This is a genomic window from Rhodospirillaceae bacterium (assembly GCA_040219235.1).
In the GTDB taxonomy this organism is placed as follows: domain Bacteria; phylum Pseudomonadota; class Alphaproteobacteria; order Rhodospirillales; family Rhodospirillaceae; genus WLXB01.
The window spans coordinates 1157072-1177818 of record JAVJSV010000011.1 but is presented as its reverse complement, the minus strand read 5'-3'; the positions used below and the strand labels follow the sequence as shown (position 1 = coordinate 1177818).

Sequence of the window (20747 nt, the reverse complement as noted above, 5' to 3'; positions counted from 1 at the left end):
TCAGAACAATCCGCTATCCACGCCCAGCGCCCCATCAAGCCCTTCACCAGAGTTCTTGAGATCCTCCTGAGACTGGTAAATTTTCTCAGCCGCAGCATTGATGTCACCGCTCAGGCTAACAAAGCGAACCATATATTTCATGTTGCGTTGGATAACGATGGGCGTGCCAAAGCCGAGCGTAAAGATAACGATCAGAAAGTTTCCTAGGAACAGGCCAAAGAGATCCCAACCTTGGGCATCCGCATTGAACTTTATGCCACCCACACTAAAGTTATTAAGCTGAAATCTGAAGACGGTCGCAGCGTACCACACACGCGAAAGCCCCAATGTTGGGAGCGCCAGCACTAAGGTGATGAGGTGCGATTTCCAAAGCTGTCCCGTTGTGCCAATAAATACACCTTGCGTATTACCAAACCAGACGTTGCTCATTTTGTAGCGCATCAAAATTTGATCGCCTTTGGCAATAAAAATGCCAAGTGTAAGAACATTAAGAATACCAACGCCCATGCCAATGGCACCATACTTAAAGGCAGAGCCAGTCAGCCTGCCACGGATGCCACGCCAAGTGGTGCGAGACAGACGGTAGCGCAGAGCCGCATAAATGGCGACTAAGAATAGGAAGTAGTACACGACAAAGAGTAAGTTCGTTATGGGGTAAACCTCAGGCGAGTAAAGAACCAGCGGCGCGTATAAGACGATTATGAATGGCATCACCTTTAAAAACCCGAGGAACAGCTCTTTGCCGGTGCCGGTATAGGCGAAGCGATCTCCCAACAACTTAAACCCGCCAGCAACATAACGGCGCATGCGGGTCTTCCCCCAAAAAATATAAATACCGAGGGTGACGATTGTCAGGATCAGGTTGAGTAGCCAAATTCCATAGACGCGCCCGAGAGAGCCGTCATAGGACAAAGGAATAATCGATCCATTGTTTTCAACAGAGTTCTTCGTCCCAACAGGTGCGGCAACCGCGCCGTCGTTACTCGGCTCATATTGCATTTTAATCTCCCCCAAAAGTACATATTTTAGGGTAAATACAACCTGGCCCAGACTCAACTAAAATATGAGAAAAAGCCGGAAATCTAACTTTGTGATATTACCCAGCCATAGACATGCCTTTGCTCTGATTTCCGCAAAGGGCCCTACAGACCAACACGATCACTTCATGTTCGACGCTTAAAGCGCGCGGGTGTCCCTCCTAAATCGTCCGAGTGGCCGCGCTAAATCGTCCGCGTGGCCGCGCTAAATCGTCCGCGTGGCCGCGGTGAGCCACGGGCCAATCTCATCGCCTACCCCATTGTCCTTCAGGAGCGGCATCAGCGTCTCACGGACACGGGCGTGATAGCTGTTGAGCCACGCGATCTCGTCGCCGGTCATGAGGTTCGGGTCAACCAGCCGGAGATCAATGGGGGCAAGTGTAATGGTTTCAAACTCATACAGCGCCCGTTCGGCCCCAGCGGGTTTGTCGCCTTCGTGGACGACAACCAGGTTTTCGATGCGGATACCGAACTCACCGGTTTTGTAATAACCGGGCTCGTTGGAAATCACCATGCCGGGTTTGAGCGGCGGCCCAAGGCTCGCCTTGCTGATGCGTTGCGGGCCTTCATGCACCCCAAGATAGGCGCCGACGCCATGGCCGGTGCCGTGATCATAATCGACGCCATCGGCCCAGAGCGCCTCGCGCGCGAAACCATCCAATTGGCCACCTGCGGTGCCTTCTGGAAAACGCGCCATGGCGAGCCGAATGTGGCCTTTCAGGACCTGGGTAAACCGGCGTTTTTGTTCCGCCGTCGGTGTGCCAATCGCAATCGTCCGGGTGACGTCTGTCGTGCCGTCGAGATACTGTCCGCCGCTGTCGACCAGGAACAACATATCGCCTTTGATCGGCGCATCGGTGGCCTCGGTCGCACGGTAGTGCACAATAGCGCCGTTAGCACCCGCGCCAGAGATGGTCGGGAAGCTGAGACCGCGTAACATATCATCGCGGCGGCGAACCTGTTCCAGTTGATCGGCGGCGGACATCTCGGTGAGGTGGCCCGACGGGGCTTCCTGATCAAGCCACGCCAAAAACTGTGTCAGGGCCGCGCCATCGCGCACATGGGCCGCGCGGATGCCGTTGACCTCGGTGTCGTTTTTGCAAGCCTTGGGCAGGGAACACGGGTCTTCAATGACATGAACCTTCAAGCCTGCCGCTTCCAGACGATCGACAGCCCATTGCGACACCGTTGCTTTGTCGACGGCCACCGAGGAGAGAGATCCACCCAAGCCGTCCACGGCTGCGCCCAATCCATCTGCCGGCTCGATTGAAACGTCTGCGCCCAGATGCGTAACAACCTTGTCAGACATCTTGGCGGGATCGATAAACAAAGACGCCCGCCCATCGGCGAACACCAAAGCGGTCGCCAACACCAACGGCGTATGTTCGACATCTGAACCACGGATATTGAGCAGCCAACACAGAGAGTCGGGCGCAGTCACCAAATAGGCGTCATAGCCGTCTTCTTTAAGACCTTTGCCAAGGGTGGATCGTTTCTCAGTGTGTGGCTGGCCAGCCAGAGAGAGCGGATGCACCGCCACAGGGGCTTGTGGCCGAACGGGTTGATCTTGCCACACTTCGTCGATCGGATTCGCGGCCAAGGGCACCAGTTCGGCCTTGTTTTTGGTGCAGGCGTCACGGAATTTTTTAATCTGCTCGGGCGTATGCAGATGCGGATCAAAGCCGAGGCGTTGGCCTGCGTGCAGCACGTCTTTCAGCCACTTCACCGAAGACTGGTCTGGGATTTGCTTGAAGGCATACAAGCTGGCGTCAGCCTGATCTTTCACCTGAAGGGTGTAGCGGCCATCAATAAACAAGGCGGCCTGCTCTGGCAGAATAATCGCAAGACCGGCGGAGCCGGTAAAATCTGTCAGCCAGGCCAGACGTTCCGCGTAGGGCGCAACAAACTCGCCCTGGAACTCGTCGCCGCGCGGGACGATGAAGCCATCAACGCCTTGGGTTGTGAGCTGTGTACGAAGCGCCGTCAGGCGTTCGGCGGGAGTCATGTGCATAGGAAAAACCTGGATCTGTGAGTGTCAGGAGAAGCTAAGGGGCTGCGCCTGAACTTGCAACCGAACGCAGAGACGGACTCGCAGGTGACCTCACAGGCCGCCTCACAGGCAAGGCAGGCCCCTAGCGCAGCACCAGCGTCGACCACGCGCCAATGTTAAACTGCTGCGACATCACCAGACCCTGTGCCCGGTAGGCGTTCGCCACCATTGGAATCTGCGTGACCAACAAGCCGGACAAAATGAGCGCGCCGCCAGGGCTGAGCAGCTTCGGAATACCCTTGGCGAGATGGCACAATGGCCGGGCCAGAATATTTGCCGTGATGATGGCATAGGGCGCGGACGCTGTGATGGATCTGGCGTTGATGCCGTCGGCAACCACAAATCGGACACGGGTGTGCAGATGATTCAGCCGCGCCGTATGGGTGGCAAACCTCACCGCTTCCGGATCTATGTCGGACCCTAAAACATGACCGGGCCACAACCGCGCCGCGCCGAGGGCCAGAATGCCCGTACCGCAGCCAATGTCCAGAACACCGGTCGCGCCAGATGCGGCCAGCTTGCTGCGCCAATGTGTCTGCCGCGCCAAAGCCGCCAAAGCCATCAAACAGCCCGCCGTGGTGGCGTGCTCGCCGGTGCCGAACGCCGTCGCTGCGTCGATACACAAGGGTAACCGTCCCGATGGCGTGGTCGATATATCGTGACTGCCGTGGACCCAAAACCGGTCGATGGAAATGGGAGGAAACGCCGACAATGTTTCAGCAACCCAATCGGTCTGGGGGATTGCGGCTATGGTGATCTCCGGAGCCTCAATAGAAACCGAGGCCGCAATAAGAGCGATGCGCGCAGAAACCCCGGCAGGGGCTGGTTCCTCCGCGTAGATCAGATCAATTGTCCACAGATCATCAATCTGGCGTCCGTCCTCATCCACCAGTTCAAAACTGGAAAGGGCAAGTGCGTCAGGCTCCAACGCTTTGGCGAACGCATCCACAGCGTGGGCGGAGACTTGGAACCTTACCGCCCACATCAACTCATCACCAAGCGAACACCACCAGCGCCACACGTACCACCTGTGCCACCTGTGCCACCGGCGCTATGCACGCTGGTCATCTCAGCTATGCACTGACACGCCCTCGTATTGAAAAAAAATGGAACCATTTGACACACCAAACGTAAATACTATGAGCATGTTAAGCGACAAAGGATCAGAGAGATATGGCGAAGCCTTTATGACTAAACCATTGAATTTGCAAAGGCCCCGCGCCTTCTCCTCCAGTGCGGAAGAGGAAACACCCCGCGCGGTTCCAACCCAGCGTCCGGCACTGATCCAAATGTGCGAAGACGGCGTAAATAATATAGTAAGTCATCACAATATGGTGACGATAGGAAAAATGCCCGGTTAATACTGACTCCCCCTCAGGCTAACCGGTTTCTCGGCGACGGAGACGCGACCCCTCCCCCAAACTCTTCCCCCAAGAGTGCGATTTCGTCGCCGAGTTTTCTTCTTCCGAGATTATCTCATTAACTTTAATTGATTCTGCAAAGCCGCTTATGCCGGTTCGACAAAGCTGTCGATGACCTTCTTTTGCCCCGCCTTATCAAACGCAATGTCCAGGCGCGTATCATCAATGTCTTGAATGATGCCGTAGCCAAACTTTTGGTGAAACACCCGCATGCCGATGGCATATCCGCCTGAGGATTCGCGGGCCTTCACCTGCCAACCTTCACCCTCAATAATCTGCGACTTACGTGCTTTTTGCGTCTGCCAACTGGAGGTGCTGCCCCAGCCGTCGGAAAACCCGTCACCGCCGCCCCCAAATGACCCCATCAGGCCGCTGTCGGAAATATGTTCGATGTGTTTCTCGGGCAGTTCAGAAATGAAACGCGAGGGCAGACTGGCCTGCCATTGATTGTAAACGCGGCGATTGGCGGCATAGGAAATATTCACCTTCTGGCGCGCGCGGGTGAGACCAACATAGGCCAGGCGGCGCTCTTCCTCGACCGCCGCCCCGCCGCCATCGTCCAACGCACGCCGGTGCGGGAAGATCTCTTCTTCCCAACCGGGCAGAAACACGGTGTCGAATTCAAGACCCTTGGCCGCATGCAGGGTCATCACCGTGACCGCTTCCTCGCCCGCCTTGGCATCATTTTCCATGACCAAGCTGACGTGTTCCAAGAACGCCCCAATGGTGTCCCATTCTTCCAGACCACCGACAAATTCCTTGAGGTTTTCAAGACGTCCGGGGGCTTCCGGCGAGGTATCCCGCTGCCACATCTCGGTGTAACCGGATTCATCCAACACCTGGGCTGTCAGGTCTGCCGGAGACAATCCCTCCCTGAGCGAGCGCCAGCGGGACATATCTTCGACGAGTGTACGCAAGGCCGCGCGCGTCTGGGCCCGCAACTCATCGGTTTCACACAAGCGCAAGGCCGCTTCTATCAAACTGATGCCAGCCGACCTTGCATAGACATGCACTTTTTGCACTGTGGTTTCGCCGATGCCGCGCTTTGGTTTATTGACGATGCGCTCAAACGCAAGGTCGTCTGTGGGCGTGGTGATGCAGCGGAGGTAGGCAATGGCGTCCCGGATTTCCATGCGCTCGTAAAAGCGCGGACCACCAACCACACGATACGACACGCCCGTGGTGATGAAGCGTTCTTCAAATTCCAGCATTTGAAAACCCGCACGCACCAAGATCGCCATAGACGACAGGCTATCGCCTTTGCTGTGCAGTGCTTCGATTTCATCGACCACCCAGCGGGCCTCTTCGGGGCCGTCCCAAACGCCCTTAACGGTGACGACCGCCCCCACATCTGCTTTCAATTCTTCTGCCGAACGTAGCGTTTTGCCCAAGCGGTCTTCGTTGTGATCAATCAGCGCAGAGGCCGCCGCCAGGATGGTTGGCGTAGACCGATAGTTGCGCTCAAGGCGCACCACCTTGGCATCTTTAAAGTCTTTTTCGAACTTCAGGATGTTGCCCACTTCTGCACCGCGCCAGGAGTAAATGGACTGGTCATCATCGCCGACACAACACAGGTTGCGATGCTTCTGAGACATCAAGCGCAGCCAGAGATACTGCGCAACGTTGGTGTCTTGATACTCGTCGACCAAAATATAGCGGAACTTATTTTGATATTCGCTGAGGACGTCCGGATGATCTTGAAACAAGGTCAGACAGTGCAGCAGAAGATCGCCAAAGTCAGCGGCATTGAGCGTAATCAGTCTGGCTTGATAAGCCTTGTAGAGGTCAACCGCGCGGCCCGCGGCCAAATCACCGGCCATGGACGAGGTGACTTTGTCAGCGGTGAGCCCTTTGTCTTTCCAGCGCTGAATCACGCCCAGCACCGCAGCAGCTGGCCATTTTTTGTGATCGACGCCTTCAGCCTCCATCACCTGCTTTAAGAGGCGCACTTGATCGTCGGAATCCAAAATCGTGAAATTGGACTTCAGACCGATAAGCTCGCCATGCTTACGCAGAATACGAACCCCAAGCGCGTGAAAGGTGCCAAGCCACAGAGACTCCGCCATCGGCCCGACCAAGCCGCCAACCCGCTCGCGCATTTCTTTGGCGGCACGGTTGGTGAAGGTCACCGCCAGAATTTGCCAGGGCTGAGCCAGACGCTTGCCCAGAATGTAGGCCAAGCGGGTGATCAGCACGCGGGTCTTGCCTGTGCCCGCCCCGGAGAGGACCAGAACCGGACCATCGGTGGTTTCGACCGCCTGGCGTTGTTCTGGATTAAGCCCTGACAGCCAAGGTGGATCTTGTGCGACAGGAGCTTCTGAAGAGGACGGTTCCGAAGAAGCCGGCGGCGGTGAATCGTCCAGCGCGAAGGGATCCGATGGAGTTGGAGAAGACGAATTTGAAGATGAGTGTGAAGAGGAGTGTGTCATGACCGCATCCTACGCAGTCTCACCCGGGATAAAAGCCCGAAGTTTGGTCGTGTTGGTGATTGGCGGAAATGCGCGCCTGTTATCGCCGAGGCGGCTTGCCACGCGCTTCCGCGTCGGCATCCAAAAGGGTCAGATTTACGGCCCTGAGCAGGGCTCTTGCTTCCACAGTTCCGATCAATGTGCGGTCTTCAAGGCTGCGGACCATGGGTAAGCGGTTCATGCCAGCAGCCAACAATGCCTGTACAGCATTCTCAACCGTGTCGGTGGAGGTCACCAGGGAGGCTGCGCTGTGAACCAAGGGCTTGACGGGTTTATCTGCGGCCTCGCCGCGTATTTCTGCAACATCGGACCCTGCGACGACGCCCAAAAACTGGTCAGAGTCGTCAACCACGTAGACTTCACCGATGTTGCGCGCGTGCAACATGGTCTGCACCTCGGCGATTGGCGTTTCCGGGATGCAGGTCGCCACCTTAGGGGCCAGAAAATCAGCGGCCGAAGTGCCCTTAAGGCCACTGACATCCTGCCCGCCCCCCAGGTGAATGCCCGCCTGCGACAATTGCCCGAGGAAAAACGATTTGTGACCGTACAACTGTGAACTGACCAAGGTGGAAATCACCACGCCGACCATGACCGCAATGGTGAGCGTGTAATCCCCTGTCATTTCAAAAATAATGAGTGTTGTAGAGATCGGCGCGCCGAGCACAGCGGCGGCCAAGGAGCCCATACCCACCAGGGCATAGGCCGCCGGCCCGGACGACAGCTCCTGGCCGACCAGAGTGGCCGCTGTTCCGACGGCGACACCGACCAGGGCCCCCAACGCCAAAGATGGGCTGAAGATACCACCGCCAAAGCCCCAACCTAAACATAAAGTGGTGGCGACCAGCTTGGCGGCAATCAACATCAAGACCGTGGTCAGTGGATACATATTTCTCAGAGCGCGGTCGGTTTGTTCGTAGCCAACGCCTAGAATATCCGGCAGTTGCAGGGCTATGAGGCCAATGGCAAGCCCGGCCAAGGCGGGACGGATCCAACATGGGATCGATAAGGAGTCCCCGCTTTTTTTGAGGACGGCAATCCCGCGCATCAGGATCACAGCCGCTAAACCGCACGCCACGCCGGTTAGTGCAAAAGCTGGGAATTCGATCCATTCAATGACGTCAAAGGCGGGAATGATGAAGGCAGGATAGTCGCCATAAATCGCGCGCGACACCATGGTTGCTGCGATGCTCGACAACACCACCGGCGTAAACGCATTCAAAGCGTAATGCCCGACAATCACTTCATGGGCGAACAAGGCCCCGGCGATGGGAGCGTTAAAAGACGCCGCCACGGCGGCTGCGCCGCCGCAGCCGAGCAGGGTCCGCACCACGGGCCGGCCCAGGTTCAGGCGCTGACCGAGCCAGGAACTGAGCGTCGCCCCCAACAACACGGCGGGACCTTCACGACCTGCCGATGCGCCCACGCCGAGAGACGCCGCACTGCCGATGGTCGCCGCAAACCCTGGCCACAACGGCAGTCGGCCAGACTTCAAAGCGCTGGCTTCGATCACCTGAGCAACCGCTTGCGGAGCCCCACCCGGCATCACAAAACGATAAAACAAACCGACCAGAAGACCGCCGATGCAGGGCGCCGCGATGATTTGCCAGGCCGGAAGACCATCCGCAATGGTGGCGAGGTTCTGACCGCCATCGCCATAAAACAGGGTTTGAATAAGCGAGATCGCCGTTCTAAAGCCAGAAACAGCCCAACCAACCGCAACGCCGACCACAAGCGCCAGCACGGCGAGAATGAGATTGTCGTGACGGACAACGGCGAGCACTTTCCCCTTCACTTTGCCGTATCCACTCACGTGCTTGACGCCTCCTTAGTCTAGGCCGCTGACGACGGTTCCTTTGACGGCTCCTGAGGCCGAATGCCGAGCACATGGCAAATGGCATAGCTCAGATCCGCGCGGTTAAGGGTATAGAAGTGAAACGCCGAGACACCCCCAGCGACAAGTCGCTTCACCTGCTCGACCGCCAAACTGGCGGAAACCAATTCCCGGGTGCCAGGATCATCGTCGAGCCCCGCAAAGAGATCATGCATCCAAGGCGGAACACTGGTGCCACACCGCTGCGCAAAATTGGCGTTTTGGGTGAAGTGTGTGACCGGCATTAACCCCGGCACGATGGGGACGGTGATGCCCGCCGCCGCCGCGCGATCGAGAAATCTGAAATAGATATCAGGATCAAAAAATAACTGTGTGATCGCGCGGGTCGCCCCGGCATCAATTTTCCGCTTCAGGTTATCTAAATCGATTTCGGCGCTTGTCGCCTCAACATGGGTTTCCGGATAGGCCGCGACACTGATTTCAAAGTCAGCAACTTTTTTAAGACCGGCCACCAGATCAGATGCGTAGTCATAGCCATCTGGATGGGGGGTATAACCGGTCTCGCCCCCCGGGGGATCGCCGCGCAATGCGACTATATGTTTCACGCCCGCATCCCAATACCGGCGGGCCACATCATCAACCTCGCCACGGGACGCACCGACGCAGGTCAGATGCGCGGCCGCCACCAAATCTGTTTCTTCTTGTATGCGGACCAGCGTGTCGTGAGTACGCTCCCGAGTCGAACCACCCGCCCCATAGGTGACAGACACAAAATTAGGCTTCAGCGGCGCCAGACGTTCAATGGCCGTCCATAACTTTTCCTGCATCTTTTCCGTTTTGGGCGGAAAAAACTCGAAAGAAACCTGAATATCTGTGGGCAAGAGATCGATGAGCGGCGACCCACGATCCGGTGATGTTTTAACCTTCGACACGAAACCCTCAACGACCTGTGTTCTGAATGTCACAATGTGACGCTGCTTTCTATCAGGCTTACCGTCATTCGCAAACGAAGACCGCAGGAATGCTTAAGATATGCCGTTGGCGCTCGGTATCTTCGCAGAAACGTGTCTGGCGTTTATGACACTGTTATGTTACCAAAATAACTGTCATTTCGCGCAGTTTTCTGCGGAACTCATAGATTTTCTTGCGAATATTTGGTTCAGGTTAGTTGATGTCACGTTCCTCTTTTTTCTCAGCTTATACCAAACATATTACTGGCGCGCTGCTCGCTGTTGTTGCGTTATCGGCGTGTGCCTCGAAACCCCCCGCATCGGACCCGGACGCGCTCAAAGCCTACACGCAATTGAATGATCCGTTAGAGCCCTGGAACCGCTCCATGCTGCAATTGGATCAGGGCCTGGACACGGTCCTCTTTAATCCGGCGATTTCGGCTTATCAGTTTGTGGTGCCCGAGCCAGGACAGCGCGGCGTAACCAACGCGTTTCGTAATTTCCGCACCCCCATCACTTTGGTCAATGATATCTTGCAAGGCGAAGGGGATCGCGCGGGCACCACCCTGGGGCGCTTTTTGATCAACTCTACCATGGGCCTGTTTGGCTTGTTTGATGTCGCCTCCCGCTGGGGATTGCCCTATCACTCTGAAGACTTCGGCCAAACCCTCGCCGTATGGGGCGTCAGCGATGGTCCGTATCTTTACGTTCCAATTCTAGGCCCGTCTGGGGTTCGTGATCTCGGCGGATATACAGTTGACAGTATGGGCTTTGATGCCATGGCCTGGATTGGCCGCGCCGATAACCCTTTCTGGTGGCAAGTGGCCTATTTCGGAGCACTCGCCGTCGATGCCAAAAGCAATGCGGAACCTGTGTTAAACGAACTGAAAGCGTCTTCGGTTGATTATTATGCCGCCTTGCGCTCGGCCTATCGTCAGAACCGCGGGAATGCCATTCGTAATGGAGCACCTGCCCCGACCCCAGACTATAACGACTATGATGATGACAACGATGGTGACCCGTTCTCAGGACTTGAAAACGAAGAGATCACCACAGAAACAGCGCAAGGGCTAACACAGTAATGGTACGCGCCTTTTTTCTTCTCGTTTTACTCTCCTTCAGTGGAACAGCAAGTGCCACTGAGGACGCCTGGCGCACGGACCCAACCGCCTTCATCAATCATTTCGCAACCGCTGGCATTGACGGCATTCTCACCGCTAAGATTGATGAAGAAGAGAAAGCAAAACGATTTCGCGCCCTGTTCAATGATGGCTTTGATATCCCTGCCATCAGCCGCTTTGTGCTCGCGCGCAATTGGCGCACGGCCAGCAACTCGGAGCAGCAAGAATTTATCAGTGTTTTCGAAAATGTGATCGTCGCCACATGGTCGCGTCGGTTTAGCGAATACAGTGGCCAAACGATTAAGATTCTTGGCACAACACCGGACGGAGACAGCGGCACCGTGGTGGACACCGTAATCGTTGACACCAATGGGCAAAACATTGCGGTGCAATGGCGCCTGCGGTTGCGTGAAGACGGCCTGCGCATTGTCGACGTGATTGTGGAAGGCGTCAGCATGGCAATTACTTATCGCCAGGATTACGCCTCGGCTATTCGTCAACAAGGTGGCCTGGAGGGACTGCTGACCCAACTGCGCAAGCAGGTGGCCAGCGCTTCTTAAAGCGTTCTTTTTAAGTTTATTGCCGCATCGGCTGCTTAGAAGGTACCACGAATAAAGACATTAAAAATACGCCCCCATTTGTGACGCTCTTTACGCTCGCCAATAAGCGTGCGCGTTCCGATGGTTCCGCCGGGCACGAACAATTGCCGGTCCCGCCTCTGAAGGCGGTTCAAAAAGTTATTGGTCGAGAAATTCAGACGGAAATAATCGTTCAGCCGGTGCTCGACACTGAGGGTGAGAGACCCGCCTTCCTTGATGCGTTCGATATAATCCAAGTCATAAATGTAGGTTGCGCCACTCTGAGAAAAATTAAAGCTGACATGTCCATCAATGATGAAATCAACATCGTGGCGGTATTCAACTTGGGTCTCCCAGTGGGGCGTTAGACCAAAGCGCCGGGTGCGGCCATCAAACGGATCGGTGACAGAAGTGTCACGCCGGAGATAACTGGCCGTCAGAACGCCGTCCCACCACCCAAGCCTTGTAAATTGCAAGCTGGCTTCGACTTCCACACCATATTCTGTGCCATCACCAATGTTTCCGGGCTGAGAGAGCAGTCCGTTGAAGGTGGTGCGGCCACTGACATCCTCAACGGCGCGATAGAATGCGGAGGCAGAGAGCACACCACCGCCGTCTGCGATGCGATGCTCGATACCAAGTTCCGTATCCCAGGATTTTTCTGGTCTGAGGTCAGGATTACCTGCTTCCAGTTCCTGATCGCGATCTGTGATGGTGGCAACAAACTCGAGGAAATTAAGTTGCTTGACGTCTCGGGCGACAGAGAAAATGATCTTATCACTCGGCGTGATATCCCAATAGGCATTGAAGGTTGGCTTTGCGAACACAAGCGTGCGGGCGTTATCCACATCACCACTGACCTGGGTAATCCGCGAAGCCTCAACAGCAAGACCGGTCTCGGTTTCCAGTTTATCAAAGGGCCGCCAACGCAGGGTCGAGAACGCCTCGGAACGATACTCAGTGACCTTGCCGTCGCTATTGAAAATTTGCAGAGGCGTCAGGACCCCATTGACCAAGGTCGACAAATCGAATTCGGTATCTTGTGTGTTCAAGGCACTTTCCAAGCCAATTTGCCCCCCGATGGTGGGACTGACTGTGCGGTCGTAGGTGCCGCGCACGATGGTCTCGGTTTTAATATCCTGACGCGCCTGACGCACCAGAACGGGCTCATCCTCCGGTGCCAAATCAAACACTTCGCGGTCGCGGTTTTCTTTTTCCCAGTTGACCAAACCGAGCAGCGTCACCGTGTCAGATTCGCCAACAGGAAAGCTGTAATCGGCACTCAATTCCGCCGTAAAGCGGTCCCGCTCGTCAACCTCTAGGATATCTGACAGTTGGTTGCTTTGGCGCGGGATCATGGGATCCCGCAGCACCTCACGACGCTCGCGATCAAGAATCCGCCATTGTGCCAAACCATTGAATTGCAGGCGCGAACCGGAGTCAAAACTCTGTTCATACCGACCGGTGGATTGCATCGTATAGTTGTTCGACTGCTCTGACTCGACGCTGGACAGCACCGGCTGACCGGTCAAGTCGGTTGTCAGTTTGGTCCGTTCCCAGGGGCGGTAAATCGGGTTGGTGTTAATAGACACCGTGTAGTTGCGGGTGGGTTCATTGACGCTGTAGGTCGCGCCAACGATGGGACGCACTGACCCGTCATTGGTATAGTACGGGCTCGCAAATGTGAGCGTTGTCGTCGCCCCGGCATCCGCCCGCAAGATCACGTTGATAATGCGCTGGGTTGTGCTCTGCACTTCACTGGAGGAGCCGCGCAGGATTTCAATGCGTTCCACTTGAGCGGCGGCGATGCGCTGCAGTTCGGAAGCCCCGCCGCTATCTTTTCCGGTGATCTGCTGCCCATTAATGAGAATGGCATCTTCGTTGCCACGCAGACCGCGGCGTTCTTCAGTGGCGACGGACTCTGTAATTGATGCGCCCGGAATGCGTTGCAGCATATCCTGCAGGGTTAAGGGGTCATACTGAACAAAGTAGGCGGCAGGATAGACCGTCTTTGAGCCATCCTCAGACACCTGCGGCTGCGTGTCTATCTGAGCGGCAGTTTGCGCCAGCGTAACGGACAGCGGAACGGCTGTAAAAGCGAGAGAAAGAGCCAGGGAAAGTGCAACAGGAAGGCGACTGTAGAAGGGCATGAACAAAACTTCACGTTGAAGGTCTTCAGGACATACAGCAGCCTGACCCATTTCGCAAAGATATCCCGACAATCGTTCAGCGGAATAAAACCAGGAAATGTCTTGTTAAAAAATCACGGCAAAAAATAGCGCTAAAAAAACAACGGCCGGGGAAAAACCCCGGCCGTTGCCAAACTGTTGATGTGAGCGAAAACTTAGAAGTTGTAGCTCGCCCGCACGCCAAAGCTGCGTGGCTTAGGTAATGACAAACGAATTTCACGTGCATTTGGGGCCGGACCCGTAATGAAGTTGAACACGTCTGTCCCCTGCAAGCCATGGATCATTTCGTCATGGTTAAACGCATTCACGACGAAGGCTTCTAAAGACATCGTGTCATTGCGAATACCAATGCGCGCATTCACGTTATCGATCTTGGCCGTTTGCGCCACGTTCGAGAAGTCAGTGTTCTTCGCACCGGTGTGGGTGTAGTCAACGCGAGTGAACCAATCAAATTCACTGGTCAGTTGGTCGGTATACTCACCTGAGAGTGCCCACGTATACTTTGGAACAGTTGGAAGTTCGTTTCCGACTGCATCAAAGCTGCCGTATGCGTTGTTACACTCAGAGCAGTTGAACGATTCGATCTCTGTATCGTTTAGACCGAAAGCTGCAGTCAACGTGAGATTTTCGGTCGCTTGGAATTGACCTTCAAACTCGATGCCCTTGAGCTTGGCTGCACCGTTGTTGACGGTTAAGCCGATCAGATTGGCAACGCCATTGGCGACGACAGGGATGCTGTTTTGAGCCTGTCCATTCAACCAGTCCATATAATACAGGGCGATGGTTGTACGGGCACGACCGTCGAGCAGCGTGGATTTTAAACCAAGCTCGTAGTTATCGATCTGCTCTTCCTGATAGGCAATACCGGCATCCGGCACAACCGCCCGCAAGGCTGCAAGCGTTTCAGGTGTGGAAGTCACGAGACCGGCGTTGAAGCCACCCGGACGATACCCGCGTGAGAACAAGGCGTAGGCAGTCGAGTTTTCCGCGTATTTGTAATCGATAGAAACACGGGGTGAGAAGCTCTTGTAGGTTTCTTTGAGCTTCTGCGCGGCGACGCCGGTGGTGGGGAGGCCATTTGTGCCAATGATCGGCTGTTGGCTGATCTTATCCCACTGGTAACGGCCTTCTACGCTGAGCGTCAGATCATCGGCGATGTCATAATAAACAGCCCCAAACACGGAAGGCGTTTCAGCCCATTGCTTGGTGATGGCCGCCGTAAAGAACGGACCCAGAATCAGGTTGCCGTAAACCGTGCCACCCGGCGAATGCGCCCAAAGGTAGTTCACCCCCGCTGTCCACCGCAGACGCTCGTCCTGCGGAGATGTGATGCGCAATTCCTGGCTAAAGTCCCGCGAGCGGGCTTGGCTAAGCAGGAGCGTATTCCGCCATGGCAGGCGTGTTGGGGTCACGGCTTCCGAAACAAAGAACGGGTTCGCGATATCTCTAGCATCGCGGTAGTTCAAGTCGATCAGGTTGGAAGATTTGTCCCGATGATAAGCCGTCAACGAACTGAACGTGTAACCACCATTGGTGTCGTAATCGGCCCGAACATTGGCCTGGAACGCGTTACGACGATGGGCATAGCCCTCAACAAAGGTCGGATCGAACGTCAGCCAATTTGGGTTCGGGTTAAACAGCGTCTCACGCAACACAGAATTGATTCCGTAATCACCCGAGATCAGGCTTGGGTCAATTTCACTGACGCTCGGCAACGTGCCGCAGTAGTACCCTTGGGCCGCAGTGCTTCCTGGCGTGATATCAGCAGGTAACGGCGTGCTCGGACGACACGTGCCGTCGCGGCCAGCAATCCCGTTAAAAGATTCTTGCTTCAATGCCGCTTGGGCCGGCGGACCGTCCTTGTTTTCGAAGTACTGGACGAAGGCTTTGACCTTCAGGTTGTCGCTGGGCGTGAACACAATCGATGTCGAGAGTGATGTCGTGTCCCGTTCGCCAAAACTCTGCGTCGGATCAGCGAAGTTCGTATAGTATCCACCTTCGTGGACACTTCGCGCACCAACACGAATGGCCAGCTTATCTTCTACAATAGGGCCTTCAAGACTGAGGGCCATATCATGTGAGCCAAACTGTGAGTACTCAGCATTGATTCTGCCAGCAAATTCATCGCCAGGATCGCGGGTTACAAAGTTGATCGCACCGGCAAAGGTTGAGCGACCGAAATAAGCACTCTGAGGGCCTTTCAGCACTTCAATACGCTCGACGTCGCTGATGCTCGGGGTCTGGGCCCCAATAACCGGCGCACCATCAATGAAAAGCTGACCGCCAGCGGACAAGCCGGCGTTATTGCCCAGGAACAAGCCACGGAACGTAAGGGAGTTCGTCGAACGGTCGTTACGACCTGAACCACCTTGCTGATTGGAGAAACTGAAGCTTGGCGTGAAGGCACTGATGTCATTCAGGTCCTTCATGTTGCGCGACTCAATATCTTGCGCTGAGAAGGCGGTAATGGCCAACGGCACTTCCATAAGGTTTTCTTCAACCTTACGGGCGGTCACCACGATTTCTTCGAGGGCCAAATTTTGGGCCATCGGTGCCACATGCGGCAAAAGTAGCGACGTGACCAAAGCTGTCGACGCGGCCAATACAGACGTACGTTTCATTTAGGTAGTTCTCCCCTGGGTGTAAATTAACTTGGATGATGCCTATATACACATGGCATAGCTTTCTCCGAGGCGATCATGGGAGAAAGTTCAGACTGCCCCAAACTGGGATCGTTCTAGCGTCCACAGAGTGGTAGTTTTATAGCGTTCAATTCGCGTTCATAACAAAGTCTCACTGCGGTCTAAAACTGAAGTCCATGCCATTGTGCGCTACTGTGCATCTAGGAAAACTGTCATTTTTCAACAATCACAAACGTGCCCCTAAGCTTCCTGCAGCGAAAAAGTGCAAAAATGTCACGGCTTTCTGGTTTCTCATCCGCCGCAGTGATCTGGAGACTGTTTAGAACCGTTTAGCCTGGCCGGCGTGGTTTTAACGCTCAATCTTTTTGTACTTGATACGATGTGGCTCGGTGGCATCTGTGCCCAGACGGCGACGTTTGTCTTCCTCGTAGTCTTCAAAGTTGCCCTCAAACCACTCCACATGGCTATCGCCTTCAAAAGCGAGGATATGTGTGGCGATCCGGTCTAAGAACCAGCGATCGTGGCTGATCACAATAGCGCAGCCGGCAAACTCAAGCAGAGCCAGTTCCAACGCCCGCAAGGTATCCACGTCCAGATCATTGGTGGGCTCATCGAGGAGGATGACGTTGGAGCCGGATTTTAACATTTTGGCCAGATGGACACGATTACGCTCCCCACCAGACAACTGTCCGACCTTTTTCTGCTGGTCGGAGCCCTTGAAGTTAAACCGCCCCACATAAGCCCGGCTTTGCACGGGGAACTTGCCCAACATGATTTCATCATTACCGTCTGAAATTTCCTCCCAGACGGTCTTATTCGCAGACAGAGCCTCACGATTTTGGTCGATATAACCTAGTTTAACGGTGTCTCCGATGCGCAGCTCGCCGGAATCAGGTTTTTCAATACCCGTGATCATTTTGAACAGGGTCGATTTTCCGGCCCCGTTGGGTCCGATCACACCGACAATACCGCCAGGTGGGAGATTAAAGTTCAAGTTGTCGATCAGGAGACGGTCGCCGTAGGCTTTAGAAACGCCCTTGGCCTCAATAACCAAGCCCCCCAAACGCTCGCCGGGCGGAATAACAATTTGCGCATGATCCGGTGCACGCTCGGCCGCCTGGGCCACCAAGTCATTGTAGGCTGAGATACGCGCCTTGCTCTTGGAGCGACGGGCCGATGGGCTTTGGCGTACCCATTCCAATTCGGTTTGCAGGGTCCGTTGACGGCCTGTTTCTTCGCGCTCTTCCTGCTTAAGCCGTTTTTGTTTTTGCTCAAGCCAAGACGAGTAATTGCCTTCGTAGGGAATACCGCGGCCACGGTCGAGTTCAAGAATCCAGCCGGTGACATTATCAAGGAAGTAACGGTCGTGGGTGACACCGACGACCGTGCCTGGATATTCTTCCAGAAAGTGTTCCAGCCAGCCGACCGATTCCGCATCCAGGTGGTTGGTCGGCTCATCAAGCAACAGCATATCGGGCTTAGAGAGCAAAAGGCGGCACAAAGCCACCCGGCGTTTTTCACCCCCCGAGAGCTTCTCGACGCCTGAGTCCCCTGGCGGGCAGCGCAAGGCATCCATGGCGATCTCGACGCCACGCTGGACATCCCAGCCGTCTGCCGCATCAATTTTTTCCTGCAAGTCAGCTTGCTCGGCGATGAGGTCATTCATCTCATCGTCGGTCATTTCCTCGGCGAACTTGCCGCTGACCTCTTCAAACCGTTGCAACAAAGAGTTGATTTCGCCAACCCCTTCCATGACGTTGCCCAGCACGTCTTTATCAGGATTGAGCTCGGGTTCCTGCTCCAGGTAGCCAATTTTAAGACCATCGGCCGCCCGGGCCTCGCCGGTATACTCGGTATCCAGACCAGCCATGATTTTGAGCAGCGTCGACTTACCTGAGCCGTTGTAGCCAAGCACACCAATTTTCGCCCCCGGGAGGAACGACAAGGAAACGTCTTTGACAACTTCTTTACCACCCGGATAGCTCTTGCCGAGTTTGTGCATGGTGTAGACGTATTGATAGCTTGCCATAAGTCTTTCGTTCCAATGTCGATGTGCATTGCCTGAGCGCGAAAGTGATAAAATCACTGCTCTCAGCAAATCTGTTCAAAAGCGCGATTGAGCGACGTCTATATCCCAGATTTAAGCCCTGAAACAAGCGCATCAATGTGAATGGGGCTCTCTCTTAAAAAGAGAACCCCATGTGCACCCAGAATACCGCCATTTTTAGAGACGGCTCTTAACCTTGGAGCAGGCTTATTTAGAGAGGCCGCGCAGTTGAAGGATGCGCTCGAAGAAGGACGGCCCCTCATCAAGCTCAGGTGAGACATCGAACCGATCGCTGTGGGCTCGCGCGCGGACCAGGTAATCGTCGTCCAGCTGATCGGCGTCATCGATTTTTACGGCGTCAAAATGCCAGTTCACGTTGCCTGGTGGAATTCCCAACTCGGTGTAAGGCGTGCGGGAACCGGCCATAATGTTCCAGCCGCTAGAGACACCGCTGGCCCGATCCAGGTCTGGATCAAAGACTTCCGAAGCCCACGCGAACATTGAAGCGTACTCGATAGAGGGTTGCGGGATGATCGGTGGAAAGTTGTCGCCTTCCTGGCGGCGGATGACATCGCCATCCAACGTCCAATCCATGTGCAATGGCTCATCTTTATATTTTTCAGGAAATGCCTTTTTCATGGAGCCATAGTAACTGCCCATTGGCGTAAAGAACTCCCCTTCCTTGTGGCGGATATAGCTTGCGGGCAGCGTGATGGTCTCGCCGTTAAACGGACTTGTGTAAGTGTCGATGAATTCATCGGTCTCGGGATCGGTGAAGAAAGACATGGTCGAGTTGTAGCGCACGTAGGTGGTATCATCGATTTGCCGCCACCACGTGCTCTCACTGCCCCGCATGCCATACAGCAGAACCACATCATCGGGCATGATCGCAAAAATCTTGCCTTTGGTTTTCCAAATCACACGCTCTTCGGCGCGCGTTCCCATCATCTTCACCATGGCGTGCAATTGCTCGACCGGGTCCGTTGGCAGAGCGGTGACCGCTGCCTGCCCGCGGGTGCTGGCACCAAGACCAGCCGCTGCAACACCCAAGCCTGCGGCCGTGGACGCAAGGCCTCGTCGTGAGATTTTATAATTGTCCATGCTGGCTTTCCCCATGCTGATGAATTGCAACCGCAACGTACTCCCATTGTGCATGGCCAGATGAGATCGGGCAATTGTTAAAGGAGCTGTCTGTTCAGCCGTTCGCAAGGGAACCAGGAACAGCACTTATTCGGGTATATTCTTAGCGGAGCTTTTGCCAGCGTTCGGCTGAGTCCTTATCTAGGGTGCGCGCATAGTATCCCTGCTGGGGCGCGACAAAAGCATGCTCGTTCTCAGGTTTTCGAAACACGGCAAACATCATGGCGTTGGCTCCGATTTCTCCACGTTCAACCATGCCGTGGATGGTTGAACGTTCAACCACAGCGATAATGTTCGGCGGTGACACTTCAGCGTAGAGTATAGAAACTGGCGCGTATTCGTTGGCGGCAGCCAAATCGAAATAGAAGGTCGGTTGAAAATTGTAAAAGCCGTGATCGACCCAACCTTGAAACGGCAGGCCATGCAGCATCAAACCACCGGGCTTGGTGCGCTCATGAACCGTCTTGAAGACTTGATAGACATTAAAAATGTGTTCTGCTGTTCCAAAATTACAAACAACATCAAACTGGTCTTCTATCGGCACCGGTTCATTCAGGTCAAACTTGTGAGCCCGCTCATCAACACCATGCAAATCAATCGCCATGTAAGTATGCGGCCCTAAAAAGGTTTCCCAGAACACGTCTGCAATTTTGAACAAGAGGTGTTTCGGTTTATCTTGAGATAGCTGCCGCAGGCGTTCGACAAGTGCCCCTGACTCTTCTGGAGACGCTGCAAATTGCTTGGCATCCTGGGCGAGTGTGTCGAGTGGAACATCGCCGTACCAATTGGATTGGCCGAGTTCGAGAATGGATGGCGTGCTCGGAAATAATTTTTCATCCGCCAGACGTTGGATGAGCGCATATTCGATATGAGTGATCGCCATGAAAAACCCTGTTGTAATCTACGGCGCTACTTAGGAGTTTTTTTGCGACAGGGCAATCAGAGGAGAACGGAGAAAGCTCTTATTCTTTGCCGATACGCGGTTCTGATCCATGAGGACCAAAAGCCTTGTCCAATGTCCGTGTCGAATCTTCGGCCAAAGCGATGGCCTCTGATAAGTAGTTCAATACTTTTATATTGTTATTCAACACATGCTGTGCCTCTGGGCGACCGTCATCCGCAATCTTTAAGCTGCGGGTAATAACGTCTTTGCGTATGGCGTGCAGAATATCCTCTAAACGAAATCCTTCTTTATTTTCGTCTGATATTAAAAATTTAGTCATCATGCCCCCGGCAGTTCATTGGTCTCATCTGGTGTATGATTGGGCCTGAG

General features: G+C 54.7%; 14 protein-coding genes. 2 read left to right on the top strand and 12 right to left on the bottom strand.

What is annotated here, in order from left to right:
- The 6 genes from RIC29_09460 to metF form a co-directional block, all read right to left on the bottom strand.
- Entirely contained in the window at nucleotides 1-999 is a 999-nt protein-coding gene (locus tag RIC29_09460; protein ID MEQ8735140.1) for a DUF898 family protein, read from the bottom strand.
- A 243-nt stretch (nucleotides 1000-1242) separates the two neighbouring features.
- Nucleotides 1243-3048 carry an aminopeptidase P family protein gene (locus tag RIC29_09455; GenBank protein MEQ8735139.1) on the bottom strand — a complete coding sequence of 602 codons (1806 nt, stop codon included), beginning with the start codon at nucleotides 3046-3048 and terminating at the stop codon, nucleotides 1243-1245.
- A gap of 121 nt (nucleotides 3049-3169) precedes the next feature.
- The gene (locus RIC29_09450; protein ID MEQ8735138.1) at nucleotides 3170-4108 is read right to left on the bottom strand and encodes a 50S ribosomal protein L11 methyltransferase; all 939 of its coding nucleotides are present in this window, start codon (nucleotides 4106-4108) and stop codon (nucleotides 3170-3172) included.
- Between the two features lie 486 nt (nucleotides 4109-4594).
- Entirely contained in the window at nucleotides 4595-6937 is a 2343-nt protein-coding gene (locus RIC29_09445; protein ID MEQ8735137.1) for a UvrD-helicase domain-containing protein, read from the bottom strand.
- A 79-nt stretch (nucleotides 6938-7016) separates the two neighbouring features.
- Nucleotides 7017-8786 (bottom strand): chloride channel protein, encoded by a 1770-nt coding sequence (locus RIC29_09440; GenBank protein ID MEQ8735136.1) that lies wholly within the window; start codon nucleotides 8784-8786, stop codon nucleotides 7017-7019.
- 20 nt (nucleotides 8787-8806) lie between these two features.
- Nucleotides 8807-9697 carry a methylenetetrahydrofolate reductase gene (gene metF / locus RIC29_09435; protein ID MEQ8735135.1) on the bottom strand — a complete coding sequence of 297 codons (891 nt, stop codon included), beginning with the start codon at nucleotides 9695-9697 and terminating at the stop codon, nucleotides 8807-8809.
- Nucleotides 9698-9978: 281 nt separating this feature from the next.
- Between metF and RIC29_09430 the strand changes: the two genes are divergently transcribed.
- Together RIC29_09430 and RIC29_09425 are read left to right on the top strand one after the other, a co-directional pair.
- Nucleotides 9979-10839: a VacJ family lipoprotein gene (locus RIC29_09430; protein ID MEQ8735134.1), complete on the top strand. Its 861-nt coding sequence runs from the start codon at nucleotides 9979-9981 to the stop codon at nucleotides 10837-10839.
- The gene (locus tag RIC29_09425) at nucleotides 10839-11438 is read left to right on the top strand and encodes an ABC transporter substrate-binding protein (protein ID MEQ8735133.1); all 600 of its coding nucleotides are present in this window, start codon (nucleotides 10839-10841) and stop codon (nucleotides 11436-11438) included. Before RIC29_09430 ends, RIC29_09425 begins: the two co-directional genes overlap by 1 nt.
- 35 nt (nucleotides 11439-11473) lie before the next feature.
- Here RIC29_09425 and RIC29_09420 read toward each other — a convergent pair whose 3' ends face one another.
- From RIC29_09420 to RIC29_09395, 6 genes are all read right to left on the bottom strand, one after another.
- Nucleotides 11474-13657, bottom strand: a complete 2184-nt coding sequence (locus RIC29_09420) for a TonB-dependent receptor (GenBank protein ID MEQ8735132.1) — start codon at nucleotides 13655-13657, stop codon at nucleotides 11474-11476.
- Nucleotides 13658-13800: 143 nt separating this feature from the next.
- Nucleotides 13801-16266 carry a TonB-dependent receptor gene (locus RIC29_09415; GenBank protein MEQ8735131.1) on the bottom strand — a complete coding sequence of 822 codons (2466 nt, stop codon included), beginning with the start codon at nucleotides 16264-16266 and terminating at the stop codon, nucleotides 13801-13803.
- A 370-nt stretch (nucleotides 16267-16636) separates the two neighbouring features.
- The gene (ettA, locus tag RIC29_09410; GenBank protein ID MEQ8735130.1) at nucleotides 16637-18316 is read right to left on the bottom strand and encodes an energy-dependent translational throttle protein EttA; all 1680 of its coding nucleotides are present in this window, start codon (nucleotides 18314-18316) and stop codon (nucleotides 16637-16639) included.
- Between the two features lie 225 nt (nucleotides 18317-18541).
- Nucleotides 18542-19435: a DUF1838 family protein gene (locus RIC29_09405; GenBank protein ID MEQ8735129.1), complete on the bottom strand. Its 894-nt coding sequence runs from the start codon at nucleotides 19433-19435 to the stop codon at nucleotides 18542-18544.
- 142 nt (nucleotides 19436-19577) lie between these two features.
- Nucleotides 19578-20357: a hypothetical protein gene (locus tag RIC29_09400; GenBank protein ID MEQ8735128.1), complete on the bottom strand. Its 780-nt coding sequence runs from the start codon at nucleotides 20355-20357 to the stop codon at nucleotides 19578-19580.
- Between the two features lie 79 nt (nucleotides 20358-20436).
- Nucleotides 20437-20700 (bottom strand): hypothetical protein, encoded by a 264-nt coding sequence (locus tag RIC29_09395; GenBank protein ID MEQ8735127.1) that lies wholly within the window; start codon nucleotides 20698-20700, stop codon nucleotides 20437-20439.
- Between the last annotated feature and the right edge of the window lie 47 nt (nucleotides 20701-20747).